At 66.7% G+C, this 14,389-nt stretch carries 14 protein-coding genes and 1 tRNA gene; 9 read left to right on the forward strand and 6 right to left on the reverse strand.

Annotation, left to right across the window (positions count from 1 at the left end):
* Positions 1-166: 166 nt before the first annotated feature.
* The 4 genes from EDC64_RS15170 to rplU all read right to left on the reverse strand — a co-directional run bounded on the left by EDC64_RS15170 (position 167) and on the right by rplU (position 2,169).
* Positions 167-676 carry an RNA pyrophosphohydrolase gene (locus EDC64_RS15170; protein WP_132032850.1) on the reverse strand — a complete coding sequence of 170 codons (510 nt, stop codon included), beginning with the start codon at positions 674-676 and terminating at the stop codon, positions 167-169.
* Between the two features lie 103 nt (positions 677-779).
* Positions 780-1,406 carry a GNAT family N-acetyltransferase gene (locus EDC64_RS15175; protein WP_132032852.1) on the reverse strand — a complete coding sequence of 209 codons (627 nt, stop codon included), beginning with the start codon at positions 1,404-1,406 and terminating at the stop codon, positions 780-782.
* 160 nt (positions 1,407-1,566) lie between these two features.
* A complete protein-coding gene (gene rpmA / locus EDC64_RS15180) occupies positions 1,567-1,839 on the reverse strand; it encodes a 50S ribosomal protein L27 (protein WP_132032854.1) in 273 nt (90 codons plus the stop codon).
* An 18-nt stretch (positions 1,840-1,857) separates the two neighbouring features.
* Positions 1,858-2,169, reverse strand: coding sequence for a 50S ribosomal protein L21 (gene rplU / locus EDC64_RS15185; RefSeq protein WP_132032856.1), 312 nt, complete (start codon positions 2,167-2,169; stop codon positions 1,858-1,860).
* A gap of 254 nt (positions 2,170-2,423) precedes the next feature.
* Here rplU and EDC64_RS15190 point away from each other — a divergent pair, with 254 nt between their 5' ends.
* The 7 genes from EDC64_RS15190 (at position 2,424) to EDC64_RS15220 (ending at position 10,284) form a co-directional block, all read left to right on the forward strand.
* On the forward strand, positions 2,424-2,855 hold the full coding sequence (locus EDC64_RS15190) for an acyl-CoA thioesterase (protein WP_132032858.1): 432 nt from the start codon (positions 2,424-2,426) through the stop codon (positions 2,853-2,855).
* Between the two features lie 582 nt (positions 2,856-3,437).
* Positions 3,438-3,527, forward strand: a tRNA-Ser gene (locus EDC64_RS15195).
* Positions 3,528-3,822: 295 nt separating this feature from the next.
* On the forward strand, positions 3,823-5,460 hold the full coding sequence (locus EDC64_RS15200) for a hypothetical protein (RefSeq protein WP_132032860.1): 1,638 nt from the start codon (positions 3,823-3,825) through the stop codon (positions 5,458-5,460).
* A 544-nt stretch (positions 5,461-6,004) separates the two neighbouring features.
* The gene (gene paoA / locus EDC64_RS15205) at positions 6,005-6,676 is read left to right on the forward strand and encodes an aldehyde dehydrogenase iron-sulfur subunit PaoA (protein ID WP_132032862.1); all 672 of its coding nucleotides are present in this window, start codon (positions 6,005-6,007) and stop codon (positions 6,674-6,676) included.
* On the forward strand, positions 6,673-7,623 hold the full coding sequence (locus EDC64_RS15210; protein WP_132032864.1) for an FAD binding domain-containing protein: 951 nt from the start codon (positions 6,673-6,675) through the stop codon (positions 7,621-7,623). The genes paoA and EDC64_RS15210 overlap by 4 nt, the downstream gene beginning before the upstream one ends.
* Before the next feature lie 4 nt (positions 7,624-7,627).
* On the forward strand, positions 7,628-9,820 hold the full coding sequence (gene paoC, locus EDC64_RS15215; protein ID WP_132032866.1) for an aldehyde oxidoreductase molybdenum-binding subunit PaoC: 2,193 nt from the start codon (positions 7,628-7,630) through the stop codon (positions 9,818-9,820).
* Between the two features lie 197 nt (positions 9,821-10,017).
* Positions 10,018-10,284, forward strand: coding sequence for a PqqD family peptide modification chaperone (locus EDC64_RS15220; RefSeq protein WP_245504738.1), 267 nt, complete (start codon positions 10,018-10,020; stop codon positions 10,282-10,284).
* Positions 10,285-10,294: 10 nt separating this feature from the next.
* Here EDC64_RS15220 and EDC64_RS15225 read toward each other — a convergent pair whose 3' ends face one another.
* Positions 10,295-11,257, reverse strand: coding sequence for an antibiotic biosynthesis monooxygenase (locus tag EDC64_RS15225; RefSeq protein WP_132032870.1), 963 nt, complete (start codon positions 11,255-11,257; stop codon positions 10,295-10,297).
* Between the two features lie 8 nt (positions 11,258-11,265).
* Positions 11,266-12,663 (reverse strand): guanine deaminase, encoded by a 1,398-nt coding sequence (gene guaD / locus EDC64_RS15230; RefSeq protein WP_132032872.1) that lies wholly within the window; start codon positions 12,661-12,663, stop codon positions 11,266-11,268.
* A gap of 258 nt (positions 12,664-12,921) precedes the next feature.
* Here guaD and EDC64_RS15235 point away from each other — a divergent pair, with 258 nt between their 5' ends.
* Both EDC64_RS15235 and EDC64_RS15240 read left to right on the forward strand, forming a co-directional pair.
* Complete coding sequence (locus EDC64_RS15235; RefSeq protein WP_132032874.1) at positions 12,922-13,647, forward strand: transaldolase; 726 nt, start codon at positions 12,922-12,924, stop codon at positions 13,645-13,647.
* A gap of 125 nt (positions 13,648-13,772) precedes the next feature.
* Positions 13,773-14,384 (forward strand): TRAP transporter small permease subunit, encoded by a 612-nt coding sequence (locus EDC64_RS15240; RefSeq protein WP_132032876.1) that lies wholly within the window; start codon positions 13,773-13,775, stop codon positions 14,382-14,384.
* The last annotated feature ends 5 nt before the right edge of the window (positions 14,385-14,389 follow it).

Genomic DNA, 14,389 nt, shown 5'->3' on the forward strand with positions numbered 1-14,389 from the left:
CAAGAGCGGTCTGGGTCGGGCCGGGTTTCTTCAGCATACCCGAATGAATCAAAAACCCCCGGCTCGCGCCAGGGGTTTGTCAGCGGTCTGAGGCCGGGCCATCGCCCGGCCTTTTGCTTTTCCGGCTCCGGCATCAATTTGGGGCGAGACCTGCGGGCAGCAGGGCTCAGGGGCCGGCGAAGCGGCGGAATTCGCGGATCACGCGCTCGTAGATCGGCCGCTTGAACGGCACGACGAGGTCCGCCGTGCGGTCGAGCTGCTCCCAGCGCCAGGCGACGAACTCCGCCTTGTGCTTGCCGCCGCCGGGTTTGACGATGTCGATCTCGCTGTCCGACCCGGTGAAGGCGAAGGCGAACCAGCGCTGGGTCTGGCCGCGATATTTGCCGCGCCACGCTTCGCCGGCGATCCGCCCGGGCAGATCGTAGGACAGCCAATCGTCGATCTCGCCGATGAGCTTGACCGAGCGGATCGAGGTCTCCTCGTAGAGTTCGCGCAAAGCGGCATCGCGCGGGTCCTCGCCTTTGTCGATGCCGCCCTGCGGCATCTGCCAGGAATGCGTCATGTCGACATGTTCCGGCCCGCCGGACCGTTCGCCCATGAAGACGCGGCCGGCGGAATTGAACACGGCCATGCCCGCGCAGGGCCGGTAGGGGAGATCGTCCAGGTGGCGTGCCATCCAACACCTCATGGTGGGATCCGGCGGCTCGGCCGGATCCCGCAGGTTCACATGTGATGCGCGATTCGCGCCCGGTGCGGGCGGCGAAGGCGCGCGCGCCGCATCAGTTGGCGCGGCGCAGCGGCAAAGCGGTCGTGCCCCAGGCTCGGAGCGAGGCCCAGGTGCCCTTTTCGAGCTGGAAGCGGTCGACCGGCACCGAGGCGCCGATGGCGCGCACCCGCGTCAGGCCGGCGCCGCACCATTGGAAGCCGCATTTCTCCAGCACCCGGCGCGAGGCCGGATTGGCCACCCGGGCGGCGCCCATCAGGCGGTCGATCTCGGTGTCCGAGAAGGCATAGTCGATCACGGCGCGGGCGGCCTCGGTGGCGAGGCCGCGGCCCCAGAAGGCTTCGCCGAACCAATAGCCGAGCTCGGGCACGCTCTCGCCCGGCTTGCAGCCATAACCGCACATGCCGGCGAAGACCGGGCCTTCCGGCCGGTTCAGGAACACCGCGAACTGCGCGCCGTCCGGGCGCGTGGTGGCGTGTTCCACGAAGTTGCGGCCGTCGGCGGGGTGGTAGGGATAGGGCAGGTTCGCGGTCATTTCCGCGACTTTGCGATTGTTGGCATGCTCCGCGATGGCACCGGCGTCCTCGAATCGCGGGGCGCGGAGCAGCAGCCGCTTGGTCTCGAGGACGGGAATACAGCTGTCGGTGCGCGGGGCTCCGGTCGGCGGCTCGACGAGGGTCATGGCGGGCTCCAACGAATGTGGTGGGACGAACCACCTGGCGGACAAAGAAAAACCGGGGAGACGCTCGTCTCCCCGGCTGGTCCGGGAGCCCGGATATTCCGGATCAGGCTCCCACCGGGTCGACGAGACCGGCGGGATCCTGCATGTCAGGTCCTGCCGCTTATTCGGCCGCCTCGGCGGCGGCGGGGACGACCGATACATAGGTGCGGTCGTTGGCTTTGGAGCGGAACTCGACTTTGCCTTCGGTGAGGGCGAACAGGGTATGATCCTTGCCCATGCCGACATTAAGGCCGGGATGCCATTTGGTACCGCGTTGGCGGACAATGATGTTGCCGGCAATGACGTCCTGGCCGCCGAAGCGCTTCACGCCGAGGCGTCGGCCGTCGGAATCGCGGCCGTTGCGGGACGAGCCGCCTGCTTTTTTGTGAGCCATCTGTGCTCTCCGTTCCTATCAGGCGCCGGCGGCGATGCTGGTGATGCGCACGACCGTCAGGTCGGCGCGAAAACCGCGCTTGCGGCGCGAATTCTGGCGGCGGCGCTTCTTGAAGGCGATGACCTTGTCGCCGGGCGCCTGTTCCACGACTTCACCGGTGACGCTGGCACCCTCGACGAGGGGCGCGCCCACCGTGATGGTCTCGCCGCCGAGCATGAGGACGGGGAACGACACGCTCGCGCCGGCTTCGGCCTCGATGCGGTCCACTGTGATGACGTCGTCGGCGGCGACGCGGTACTGCTTGCCGCCTGCTTTGATGACCGCGAACATTCTTGTCTCGCTTTGTTCCGCCGCGCCTCGAAGGGCCGGCTTCTTTCGGTCGGGGGGAGATGCGGACGCAAGGCGTCCACGCGAAGCGGTCCCTTTACCCGCAACAGGGGCAAAATGTCAATCGCGGTGCGGTTCGGAGCGGGCTGCGGCCGGCTTCCGGCGCCCTTCCGAAACGCGGGTGCGGCTTGGTAAGCTCGTCCCGGAGCGCAGGGCCGGCCGGCGCGGCCGCCGCCGGCGCTCCGAGGAGGGGAAGGATGCACGACAAGAAGGCCGTGATGCCCGACGAGGCGCCCGCGATCCGCACCATCGCGATGCCGGCCGACACCAATCCCAATGGCGACATTTTCGGCGGCTGGCTGATGTCGCAGATGGATCTCGCCGCCGGAAACGTCGCGGCGCGGCGGGCCCGCGGACGCGCGGCGACGGTGGCGGTCGAGGCGATCACCTTTCTCAGCCCGGTCGCGGTCGGCGACGAGGTCAGCCTGTTCGCGCGGGTGCTCTCCGTGGGCCGCACCTCGATGCGGATCGAGGTCGAGGCGTGGCGGCGGGCGCGGGCGGGCGAGGAGACCCGCAAGGTGACGGAGGCGATCTTCACCTTCGTCGCGATCGACGAATCGGGCCGGTCGCGGCCCATCCCGCCCGAGCGGGAGCCGGCGATCGCGCCGGCGGTTGCGGTTTCCGAATAAGCGCGCCTCCCGCCGTCGGCGGGCGGGGGAGGGGAAGGCACGGGCCGGTTCCAGCACCTCCAGCCCCGCCGGTTTCCCGGCGGGGGGGAGGAATGCGGGAGCGGTCGGCACGCCGGCAAGGCATGCCTTGGGAACACAAGTGACGTCGGAGCCTGCGCTCCGTCCGCTCCCGCGCGGGGATTTATGGCGTGTCGGCTGCGCCGCGTGGGTGATCGGTTCTCCCATCGGGACCGGACGAACCACTCCCGGATCGGTGCGCAGTCCCCTTCGGCCTCCTTTCTAACTGAACGGGGTGCGTTGTCCCCGTCCCGTCGGACACCCGCTGCCCCGCACCACCCGTCAGGCCGCTCCGGACGCGCCCCTCCTTGGTGCGAGGTGAGCCCACCATAGCAGGATCGGGAGAGGAAAGGAATATAGTCTGTAGGATTTTTTTCATGGACTCCGTCGGAAGGCCGCCGGGTGGCCGGCCGATGCCGATTTTTCTCCGCCGGGGCCGAAGCCGTGCGCGACGGTCTTGCGGCCGGCGGGGCTCTCCGCTAGAAGCGCTCGACCATGCAACGGGCGCCCGCGCCCGGCCCCGGAGGAGAGGTGGCAGAGTGGTCGAATGCACCGCACTCGAAATGCGGCATACGGGCAACCGTATCGGGGGTTCAAATCCCTCCCTCTCCGCCAAAAGCCGCCGATTGCCCTCCATGGTGCGATATTGCCGATCACCGCACACCACTACGTGGTTCTGAGAACCGCTGACTCTACGCTACAGCCCGATATATCTTGAAGATCAGCGACGGCGGTAAACGACCCCATCTCAGAACTTCAATGGCCAACGTAAATTTCCGAAAGCTGCTGTTCGTGCGGTGGCTGCATGCGACGAGATAGAAGTCGGTTGGGACTAGCCGCTTGGAGCTAGCCGGACCCGCAATCCGTATCTTAAGAACCTTGACGGTGGCACATGCCCTGTCAAAGTCGAATGCACCTTTCGAATCTCGGCAAATATTTCCATCAGTGTCCGGCGATGGGCGAAGAACGAGCATCACTGAAGCCGACACGGCCGCGATTGAACCTTGCGCGCGGCCGGTACGAGTCATTCCTCGCCCGCTCTGCCGACGAACATGCGCTGCAAGCCATCTGGGCCGTCCATGCTATCCAGTCCGGCCGCGCTGATTCAGCCAAGCCGTTCCTCACTTTCCCGAACGATGCTGCCGTTGCCAGCATGGATGAACCCAAGGCCATCTATAAGTGGGAGTTGGAGACTTTCATCACGTCACTCCTGACGACAGCCAAGGACAAGCCGCGCGAAGGCCGTTACCACATCACGAACCTTTCCAAGTTCGACTCCATCCTCCAGCTGACACGGTTCCTGCGCGACATCGAGGAGTGCGAGTACGCCTTGATGTCCCGCCCCGAGGACATCCTTGAGGAGATGTACCGGATCGGGCAGCGGCAGTTTTCTTGGCAGCGTGGCACCAACCGCGAGCAGATATTCCGGTATGCCTACGTTTACGGGCAGGGCGACTGCGCAAAGTACTTTCAGGAGAGTCGCGGGCTGTCCGTGCAGGACTTCATGCTCATGGGCTTGATGATCTGCGGCCTGCTGTTCGACCAAGCTTGGACGAGAATGCCCGACCTAACCAAGTCCAACTTCAGCCAGGACCAGCTCAACAAGACCCTGTCCATACTCAGCGTAGACGTGGCGCAGGCGCGGTCACTAGCCACCGAACTTAACCGCGAGATGGCGCTGCGTATCAGGCGCCCCTTGAGAACCGCCTACATGCCGAGCCTGATGCGGCGGTTTCCCCTTTTCAGCCGCACCGACTCCCGCGAGACCGGCTATATCGCACCGCTGCCGCCTCTTGTGTTGGCTCGCGTCACCGCTGGCCTGTATTACGACTTCATGGCGGGCTCTCAGCAGATGTTGGAGCAGGCCAATCGCCGGTTCGAGGAATATATCCGCAAGCTACTGGTCGCTTATCACGGGCGCGTGCAGGCGTTCAGCGGCGAGCCCTACGGGCCGAAGGGTTTGAAGGTCGACCCACCTGACTGCCTCGTGATGGACGGCAAGGAGATCAATATTGCCGTAGAATGTAAGGCGACCAAGCTAACGTTTGAGGCCCAGTTCGCCGAAGACCCCATGAGTACTGCCAAGCAGGGGTTCGAGCAGATGGCTAAGGCAGTGTTCCAGCTTTGGCGCTTCTTCTCGCATGTCCGCCACGGCGTTTACACCGATCAAGCGGTGTCAGGGACAGCTATCGGGGTAGTCCTGACCATGGACGCTTGGATGCAGATGGCGGGCAAACTTCGTGACGCCGTCGTGCAGCGCGCGCGGGAGATGGCACAGGAAAATCCTGACATCACGGATGAGGATAGGCGCGACGTTGTGTTCTGCTCGGTGCAGGAATTGAACGACGTGTGCGCTGAGGTCGAGTTCGACGAGCTGATGGAGGTCATGAAGCACGCCGTCACCACGAAGTATCACGGCTGGAGCATGGTGGAGGTGATGAGGGATTGCGGCGTGAAGCGTACCAAGAAGGGGTTCCCCATGAAGGCCGGCGAATTGGTGCCGTGGTTGGACGCGATAGCAGACCCTACCGACCGTCCCTTCATGTAGAAACAGAAACATGGCTCATTCGAACCCGAGCGTGGGGTCGTCCGGGTCAGGACCATAGACGGGTCTCAGTAATTCGCGCAGCAAGTCCGATTGTCGAAATCGGGGGCGCGTTGAGGTCGAACGCAGCAGCCGCATGAATGGCTGTTTTTCCAACTCTGGTACCCAGAAGCGGTCGAACAGGAATCCACCCCAATTGTCGCCGTTAGCTCGTACCTCAATTTTTGGAGGGCTATAGCGTAGACGTAGTTCTCAGTTTCATCGTTCCCGCTCACCAGCCTCTGCACTCCCGACGATCGTCAGGCCCGCCGTTGGCCGCATTCGTAATGTTTAACTGAATTGTTCGCTGTTTTTGCTGAACCGGCGCACGAGGCCCCGCGAAGCGGCCCTGCGCACTTTCTCCCTTCCATCCCTCTTCCCTCACGCTCCGGTGAACCTTGCGCCTCGGAGGGAACGCTCTCGGCTTGGAGGCATTCTGAACTGAGGGCGGGCGGAGGAGCGGGCGGACGGCGGCCGGGTGCGGCCGGGCCGCCCGGTGGAGCAGAGCATGCAAGGTCCGAACGATGTCACGCGCCGCGACGTGCTGGCCGCCGGCGCGGCCACGGTCGCCGGGACCCTGGCGCCGACCGGCGCGCAGGCCCAGAGCGGCCAAGGGGCGCCCCCCGCCGCGCCGTCCGCCTCCGGGGCCGGGGCGTCCCCTCAGCCGGCCCGCGCCGCGGTCTCCCTGAAGGTCAATGGGACGGTGCGCGACCTCGATCTCGACACCCGCACCACCTTGCTCGACGCGCTGCGCGAGCATCTGCACCTGACCGGCACCAAGAAGGGCTGCGATCACGGCCAATGCGGCGCCTGCACGGTGATCGTCGAGGGGCGGCGGATCAATTCCTGCCTCAGCCTCGCGGTGATGCATGACGGCGACAGCGTCACCACGATCGAGGGCCTGGGCACGCCGGAGGCGCTGCATCCCATGCAGGCCGCCTTCGTGGCGCATGACGGCTATCAGTGCGGCTATTGCACGCCGGGGCAGATCTGTTCGGCGGTGGCGGTGCTGGACGAGATCAAGGCCGGCATTCCGAGCCATGTCAGCGCCGATCTCACCGCCGCGCCCGAGCCGAGCGCCGACGAGGTGCGCGAGCGGATGAGCGGTAATATCTGCCGCTGCGGCGCCTATTCCAACATTGTCGAGGCGATCACCGAGATCGCCGGGAGGCCGGCATGAAATCCTTCACCTATGAGAAGGCGGCCTCGCCCGCCGCCGCGGCGGACGCCGCCGCCCGCACCGAGGGGGCCAAATTCATCGCCGGCGGCACCAATCTGCTCGATCTGATGAAGCTGGAGATCGAGGCGCCGACCCATCTCGTCGACGTCAACGGCCTCGCGCTCGACACGATCGAAGAGACCCCCGCGGGCGGCCTGCGGATCGGCGCCTTGGTGCGCAACACCGATCTCGCGGCGGACAACCGGGTGCGGCGCGATTACGCCGTCCTGTCCCGCGCCCTGCTTTCGGGCGCCTCGGGGCAACTGCGCAACAAGGCGACGACCGCCGGCAATCTGCTCCAGCGCACGCGCTGCCCGTATTTCTACGACACCGACCAGCCGTGCAACAAACGCCGGCCCGGCAGCGGCTGCGGCGCGCTCGACGGTTACAGCCGCCAGCACGCGGTGGTCGGCGCCAGCGCGGCCTGCATCGCCACCCATCCCAGTGACATGGCGGTGGCGATGCGCCTGCTCGACGCGACCGTCGAGACGGTCCGCCCGGACGGCGAAACGCGCAGCCTGCCGGTCGCCGACCTCCACCGCCTGCCCGGCGACACGCCGGAGATCGAGACCGCCCTCGCGCCGGGCGAGCTGATCACGGCGGTGACGCTGCCGGCGCCGCTCGGCGGCACCCACTTCTATCGCAAGGTGCGGGACCGGGCGTCCTACGCCTTCGCTTTGGTGTCGGTCGCGGCGGTGGTGCAGGCGGACGGCACGGGCCGGGTCGCGCTGGGCGGCGTCGCCCATAAGCCGTGGCGGATCGCGGCGGCCGAGGCCGAGTTGCCGCGCGGCGCCAAGCCGGTCGCCGACGCTTTGCTCGCGCAGGCGCGGCCGACCAAAGACAATGACTTCAAGCTGCCGCTGGTCCAGCGCACGCTGGCTGCCGTGCTCGCCGAAGCGAGGGGCTGACGCCATGAAGTTCGACACCCCCGCAACCACCAATCCGATCGACGCGCTGCGCGTCGTCGGACAGCCCGTCTCCCGCATCGAAGGTCCGCTCAAGACCACCGGCACCGCGCCCTATGCCTATGAACGGCACGACATCGCCCCCGACGCCGCCTATGGGCACGTGATCGGTTCGGCGATCGCCAAGGGCCGGATCGCCGCGATCGATACGTCCGCCGCCGCGCGGGCGCCCGGCGTGCGCGCCATCGTCACGGCGCGGACCGCCGGGCCGCTCGGCAAGGCCAGCCGCAACACCGCCAAACTGCTCGCCGGCCCGGAGATCGCGCATTACCATCAGGCCGTCGCCCTGGTGGTCGCGGACACGTTCGAGCAGGCCCAGGCCGCGGCCCGTCTGGTGCGGATCGATTATGTCGCGGAGGCGGGGGCGTTCGACCTCGCCGCAGCGCGCGACGGCGCGGTGACGCCGGAGGACGAGCCGGACAGCACAATCGGCGATTTCCCGGGCGCCTTCGCCGCCGCCCCGGTCCAGCTCGACGCGACCTACACCACCCCCGATCAGGCGCATGCGATGATGGAGCCCCATGCCTCCATCGCGGTCTGGCGGGGTGACATGCTGACCCTCTGGACGTCGAACCAGATGATCGCCTGGGGCGCGGGCGATCTCGCCAAAACCCTGGGCATCCCGCGCGACAAGGTCCGTCTGGTGTCGCCTTATATCGGCGGCGGGTTCGGCGGCAAGCTGTTCATCCGCGCCGATGCGGTCCTGGCCGCCTTGGGGGCCAAAGCGGCGGGGCAGCCGGTGAAGGTCGCGTTGACGCGGCCTTTGATGTTCAACAACACGCCGCACCGACCCGCCACGATCCAGCGCATCCGCATCGGCGCCGAGCGGGACGGGACGATCACCGCGATCGGCCATGAGAGCTGGTCGGGGGACCTGCCGGACGGCAAGCCCGAGACGGCGGTGCAGCAGACCCGGCTGCTCTATGCCGGCGCCAATCGCTTGACCGCGCTGCGGCTCGCCACGCTCGACCTTCCCGAGGGCAACGCCATGCGCGCGCCGGGCGAGGCGTCCGGCCTGATGGCGCTCGAGATCGCGATGGACGAGATGGCGGAGAAATTGGGGCTCGACCCGGTGGAATTCCGCATCCGCAACGACACGCAGGAGGACCCCGAGACACCGGGCCGCCGGTTCTCGCAGCGCCCGTTCGTCCAGTGCCTGCGCACCGGGGCGGAGCGGTTCGGCTGGGCAAAGCGTGCGGCGCGCCCGGCGCAGGTCCGGGACGGGGTTTGGCTCATCGGCCTCGGCATGGCCTCCGCCTTCCGCAACAATCTGCTGACCAAGTCCGCGGCGCGGGTGCGGCTGGATGCGAAGGGCGTGGTGACGGTCGAGACCGACATGACGGATATCGGCACCGGCAGCTACACCATCATCGCCCAGACCGCGGCCGAGATGATGGGCGTGCCGCTCGACAAAGTGGGCGTGCGGCTCGGCGATTCGGATTTCCCCGTCTCCGCCGGATCGGGCGGACAATGGGGCGGCAACAATTCCACCGCCGGCGTCTATGCCGCCTGCACCAAGCTGCGCGCGGCCGTGGCCCGGAAGCTCGGCTTCAATTCGACCGATCTCGTCTTCGCCGATGGCGCGGTCCGCTCCGGCGACCGCAGCGTCCCGCTCGCGGCGGCGGCGGGCGCCGACGGGCTCGTCGCCGAAGACCGGATCGAATATGGCGATCTCGCTGAAAAATATCAGCAATCCACCTTCGGCGGGCATTTCGTCGAGGCGGCGGTTCATGCCCATACCGGCGAAATCCGCGTGCGGCGCATGCTGGCGGTGTGCGCCGCGGGCCGGATCCTCAACCCGAAATCGGCGCGCAGCCAGGTGATCGGGGCGATGACGATGGGCGTCGGCGCGGCGCTGATGGAGCATCTGGCGGTCGATACCGGGCGCGGCTTCTTCGTCAACCACGATCTGGCGGGCTACGAGGTGCCGGTCCATGCCGACATCCCGCACCAGGAGGTGGTCTTCCTCGACGAGACCGATCCCATGTCCTCGCCGATGAAGGCGAAAGGGGTCGGCGAATTGGGGATTTGCGGGGTCGCGGCGGCGGTCGCGAACGCCGTCTACAATGCCACCGGGGTGCGGGTGCGCGATTATCCGGTGACGCTCGACAAGCTTTTGGCCGGACTTCCGGAGGCGTGACGGCGGGGCGGGTCCGGCGCGGCCGTCCGTGGACCGCGGCGCACGTCGGCCGGCCCCCTCGTCGACGCCCGATCCGGGAGCTGCGTCGCCGGGAACCGACTGCGGACTGGCGGCGGCGCCGCGGACGCGCTAAAGATGCAACCTGACCTTGGGGGCCTACAACCCAATGGCAGGGGAGGCGAGCCATCGTGCGGATCATGCGTCAAGGCGACTGGCTCAGCGCCAGGATCGACAATGAACTGGTGATGATGAGCCCGGAACACGGCCGCTATCTCAACCTGTCGGAGGTCGGCGCCGAGATCTGGGAAATCCTCGCGGAGCCGCGGACGCTCGACGGTCTGGTCGAAGAGCTGGTCGGACGCTTCGAGGTCGACGAAGAGGTCTGCCGCGCCGAGACGCTGGCCTTTCTCAGCGAACTCGCGCGGGTCGACGCCGTGAGCCTCGATCCGCCGCCCGAGAGGTAAGGGGTCGGCCTTACATCGCGGCGAGCCCGGCATAGAGCGCCATCGAGAGCGCGTAGAGCGCGGCGATCAAAGCGAGGCCCAGCGCTTCGCGCCGCGGGCCGGGATCCGGCGCCAGCCACCAGTCGAAGACCCGGAAGATGGCCGGCACGGCCCACCAGCCGAGGATCTGCGTCGACGCCAGATTGGCGACGAACAGGCCGAGCCAAAACGGGACGTGGGCGGCATCAAACAGCGGCCCGACATACAGGCCCCAGAGATAGACGATGGGATAGAGGACCAGAAGGACCAGAAGATTGTTCTTCAGGATCGCCCAGCCGCTCGCCGCCGGCGCGTCCTTCTTTTGGAACCAGAAGTCGAATCCATAGCTGGCGCGGCTGACGCGGGATTCGACGTTCAGCCGTCCGCCGTCCGCGAGCAGTTTCTGGCGCTCCGGCGAGTCCAGCCACCGCGTCAGATTGGCGTCGCTGTCGAAGGTGAGGACGATGATCCATTGGTCCCGCATCCCCGGCACCGGGCGCTCGATCTTGTGGCGCAGAAAGCCCGGGTGCCGGGTCTCCTCGGCATAGATCACCTTCTGCCATTTCAGGAAGGCGTCCTGCTCCTCTGGCGGCACGTCATAGGCGATGAAGGCGGAGACGCCGGCCTGGGGCGCCGGGCCGGCATCTTCCAGGAGGTGGATGCTTTCCTCTTTCAGGAAAAGCGGCTGGATGTCCGCCACCGCTCGTTCGCGCTCCGGCCCGGCGAGCCAGTCCTGCGCCGCTGCGGCGGTCTCGAACCGCATGATCGTGACCCAATGGATCTGGCCCGGCGGGGCGGGAGGAATGACCTCGTGGGCGATGAAGCCGGGGCGTGTGCGCAGGTCCTCGACCAGGCGCGCGAGCCAGTGGATGTAGGCGGCATAGCCCGTCTCGGCGACCAGATGCTGCGCCACCAGCGCGACCTGGACCGCTTCCGGCTTTTGACCTGCGGTCATGACGGGCCTCAGCCTTTTTTGTAGAGCCGCTTGCCCATGACCCAGGTCTCGTCGACGGCGCGGTCGTCGCCGACCATCATGATGCCGAAAAGCAGATCGGCCGCCTCCTCGACGGTCTCCGGGCCCGCGCCCCGATACGAGAGGCTCTGGTGCCACGGCAGCGCCGCCGGGCCGCCGTTCCAATCCAGCGCGACGAAATCGGCCTCCTTGCCGGGCTCGAAATTGCCCAGCATGTCGTCGATATAGAGCCCCTCGGCGCCGCCGAGGGTGACCGACCAGAAGGCGCGGTAGGGCGAGAGCTTGTTGCGCTCGGCCTCGGCCGCGTCTTTGAGGCTCGGATTGACGCTGCCGTCGAGCAGGGTGTTGTTGCACATGCCGACCTTGTAGGCGTCGTCGAGCACATTGATCATCGAGAAGCGGTTGCCGCCGCCCATGTCGGTGCCGAACGACATGCGCACCCGCATGTCGGGATCGGTCGCCCGGCCGATCCGGAACAGGCCGGAGCCGAGGAACAGGTTGGAGCAGGGGCAGAACACCACGGCGGCGCCGCTCTGCGACATGCGGCGGAACTCGTCGTTCGAGAGCCACACGCCATGGCCGCCGGAGAATTTCGGGCCGACGAGGCCGTATTTCTCATACACGCCGAGATAGTCCGCGCAGTCCGGGTGCAGGTCGAGAAGCGCGCGGATTTCCGCCGGGTTCTCGGAAATATGGGTGTTGATCCAGCAGTCCGGGAAATCCTGTTTCAACTGCTCGCAGTGCCGCATCATGGCGTCCGAGGCGCCCATCGCGAAGCGCGGCGTGATCGCATAGAGGTTGCGGCCGTGGCGGTGATAGCGCTCGATCAGGGCGACGCTGTCGCGGTAGAAATTCTCGGCGGTGTCGACGTAATAGTCGGGCGCGTTGCGGTCGATCCCGGTCAGGCCGCCGATCACCCGCATATTGCGGCGCGACGCCTCCTCGAAGAATTCCTCCGTGGCGACGGGCGCGGTGGTGGTGAAGGCCTGGCAGGTGGTGGTGCCCGACGCGAGCAGGGCATCGAAGAAGCGGCGCGTGCCCTCGCGGGCATAATCGCGATCCTTGTACTTCACCTCTTCGGGGAAAACCCATTTCTGCAGCCAGGGCAGCAATTGCTCGCCATAGGCCCCGACCACCCGGGTCTGCGGCACATGGATGTGCCCGTCGATGAAGCCGGGCACGATCAGCCGGTTCTCGATATGGGTGATTTCCAAGCCGGCATGGCGCCCGGCGAGCGCGGCATAGGGGCCGCATTCGGCGATGATGCCGTCCTCGATGACCATCAGACCGTCGGCCACGAAACGGGCCGCCGCGCTCTCCTGGCCGAGATGCTTCCAGGGATCGTCGATGAAGTCGAAGAACGTGCCGCGGATGCCGACGATGCTCATGAGCCCCCCTGACCGGACGCGGGCGCCGGTTGATCGGCGTCCCTGCGCGACAGGCTTGCATTAAGTGGGAAATCCCCACGCGCGTTCCCGCGCACCGACCGCCGGCCGACGTTAGGCCGATTGCTCAACCGCCACAATGACCGCGCGGTGCGCCGGCGCGCGGCTGGCCCGAACGCGCCATCTGTGCCAAAAGCACGCGGCGCGCGGGACCGGTTCGCCGCGCCAGAGGTCCGGTTTTCTGCAAGTGGGGATGCCGCGATGGATATCGCTTCGTACAACGTCAAGATCTACGCCGATGGCGCCGACCTCGAAGGCATGATCGGGACGTATCGGAAATATCCGTTCGTGAAGGGCTTCACGACCAACCCGACGCTCATGCACAAAGCCGGCGTGACGGACTATGAGAGCTTCGCGCGCAAGGTGCTCGAGGCGATCCCGGACCGCCCGATCTCGTTCGAGGTGTTTTCCGACGATTTCGACGAGATGGAGCACCAGGCGCGGCATATCGCGACCTGGGGCGAACACGTTTATGTGAAAATGCCGGTGACCAATACGGCCGGCGAGAGCGCGGCGCCCTTGATCCGGCGGCTCGCCGATGCCGGGGTGAAGCAGAACGTCACCGCCATCATGACGGTGAAGCAGGTCTATGTGGTCGCCGAGGCGCTGGCCGGCGGGCCGCCCTCGAACATCTCGATCTTCGCCGGGCGCGTCGCCGATATCGGCATCGATCCGGTGCCCATGATGCATGCCGCCGCGGCGATCGTGGCGCCGGAACCGCAGATCGAGCTGATCTGGGCGAGCGCGCGCGAAGCCCTCAACATCGTGCACGCCCACCAGGTCGGCTGCCACATCATCACCGCGACCCCCGACCAGATCGCGAAGGCCGCCGCCTTCGGCAGGAAGACGCCGGAGGATCTGTCGCTCGAGGCGGTGCGCATCTTCCGCACCGATTCCCTCGCCGCGGGTTTCACCCTGAAGCTTTGAGCCGGCAGCGATCCTCCGACGAAGGGTGCACTTGCTTGCCGGTTGCACTTCCGTATGGTGCCGGCTCAATGGCACCCCAGCAAGGACGGTGCCGGCCTGGGAATGACCCGATCGAGGGGATCGTGATGAATGTGCTGATCGCGCTCAGCCGCGCCATCGACGCCGTGAACGCGCGCGTCGGGAAATCGGTCTCTTGGTTGATTGTCGTCGCGGTGCTGGTGTCGGCCATCAATGCGGTGGTGCGCAAGGTGTTCGACGCCTCGTCGAACTCCTGGCTCGAACTGCAATGGGTGCTGTTCGCCGTCGTGTTCCTGTGCTGTGCGCCCTGGACGCTGATCGACAACGAGCACATCCGCATCGACATCGTCAGTTCCCGGCTCTCCCGGCGGGTTCGCAATTCGATCGATCTCCTCGGCGGCGTGTTCTTCCTGCTGCCCTTCACCATCGTCATGCTGGTGACGTCCTGGCCGTTCGCGCTCAATTCCTACTCGATCAACGAGCAATCGCTGAATGCCGGCGGCCTCCCGCAATGGCCGGCGAAAATGCTGGTGCCGATCGGGTTCTTTCTTCTGTTCGTGCAGGCGATCTCGGAAATCATCAAGCGCGTCGCGATCATGACGGGTCGCATGGAGGACCCGCACGAGGGGGCAGGCGGGCATGCCGTCCTGGCTGCGGAGGTGGATCGGCTGCTGGCCGACGCGCCGCGCATCGATTCCGAACCCGGCCCCTCCCGCTGAGCGCC

Source organism: Aquabacter spiritensis (assembly GCF_004346185.1).
Classification (GTDB): Bacteria; Pseudomonadota; Alphaproteobacteria; order Rhizobiales; family Xanthobacteraceae; genus Aquabacter; species Aquabacter spiritensis.

Bases quoted from the DNA above. Each gene is read 5' to 3' on its own strand.
- EDC64_RS15190 (WP_132032858.1), top strand. From the start codon at position 2,424: ATGCACGACAAGAAGGCCGTGATGCCCGACGAGGCGCCCGCGATCCGC.
- EDC64_RS15240 (WP_132032876.1), top strand. From the start codon at position 13,773: ATGAATGTGCTGATCGCGCTCAGCCGCGCCATCGACGCCGTGAACGCG.
- paoC (WP_132032866.1), top strand. From the start codon at position 7,628: ATGAAGTTCGACACCCCCGCAACCACCAATCCGATCGACGCGCTGCGC.
- rpmA (WP_132032854.1), bottom strand. From the start codon at position 1,839: ATGGCTCACAAAAAAGCAGGCGGCTCGTCCCGCAACGGCCGCGATTCC.
- EDC64_RS15225 (WP_132032870.1), bottom strand. From the start codon at position 11,257: ATGACCGCAGGTCAAAAGCCGGAAGCGGTCCAGGTCGCGCTGGTGGCG.
- EDC64_RS15220 (WP_245504738.1), top strand. From the start codon at position 10,018: ATGCGTCAAGGCGACTGGCTCAGCGCCAGGATCGACAATGAACTGGTG.
- EDC64_RS15175 (WP_132032852.1), bottom strand. From the start codon at position 1,406: ATGACCCTCGTCGAGCCGCCGACCGGAGCCCCGCGCACCGACAGCTGT.
- guaD (WP_132032872.1), bottom strand. From the start codon at position 12,663: ATGAGCATCGTCGGCATCCGCGGCACGTTCTTCGACTTCATCGACGAT.
- EDC64_RS15210 (WP_132032864.1), top strand. From the start codon at position 6,673: ATGAAATCCTTCACCTATGAGAAGGCGGCCTCGCCCGCCGCCGCGGCG.
- EDC64_RS15235 (WP_132032874.1), top strand. From the start codon at position 12,922: ATGGATATCGCTTCGTACAACGTCAAGATCTACGCCGATGGCGCCGAC.
- rplU (WP_132032856.1), bottom strand. From the start codon at position 2,169: ATGTTCGCGGTCATCAAAGCAGGCGGCAAGCAGTACCGCGTCGCCGCC.
- paoA (WP_132032862.1), top strand. From the start codon at position 6,005: ATGCAAGGTCCGAACGATGTCACGCGCCGCGACGTGCTGGCCGCCGGC.
- EDC64_RS15200 (WP_132032860.1), top strand. From the start codon at position 3,823: ATGCACCTTTCGAATCTCGGCAAATATTTCCATCAGTGTCCGGCGATG.
- EDC64_RS15170 (WP_132032850.1), bottom strand. From the start codon at position 676: ATGGCACGCCACCTGGACGATCTCCCCTACCGGCCCTGCGCGGGCATG.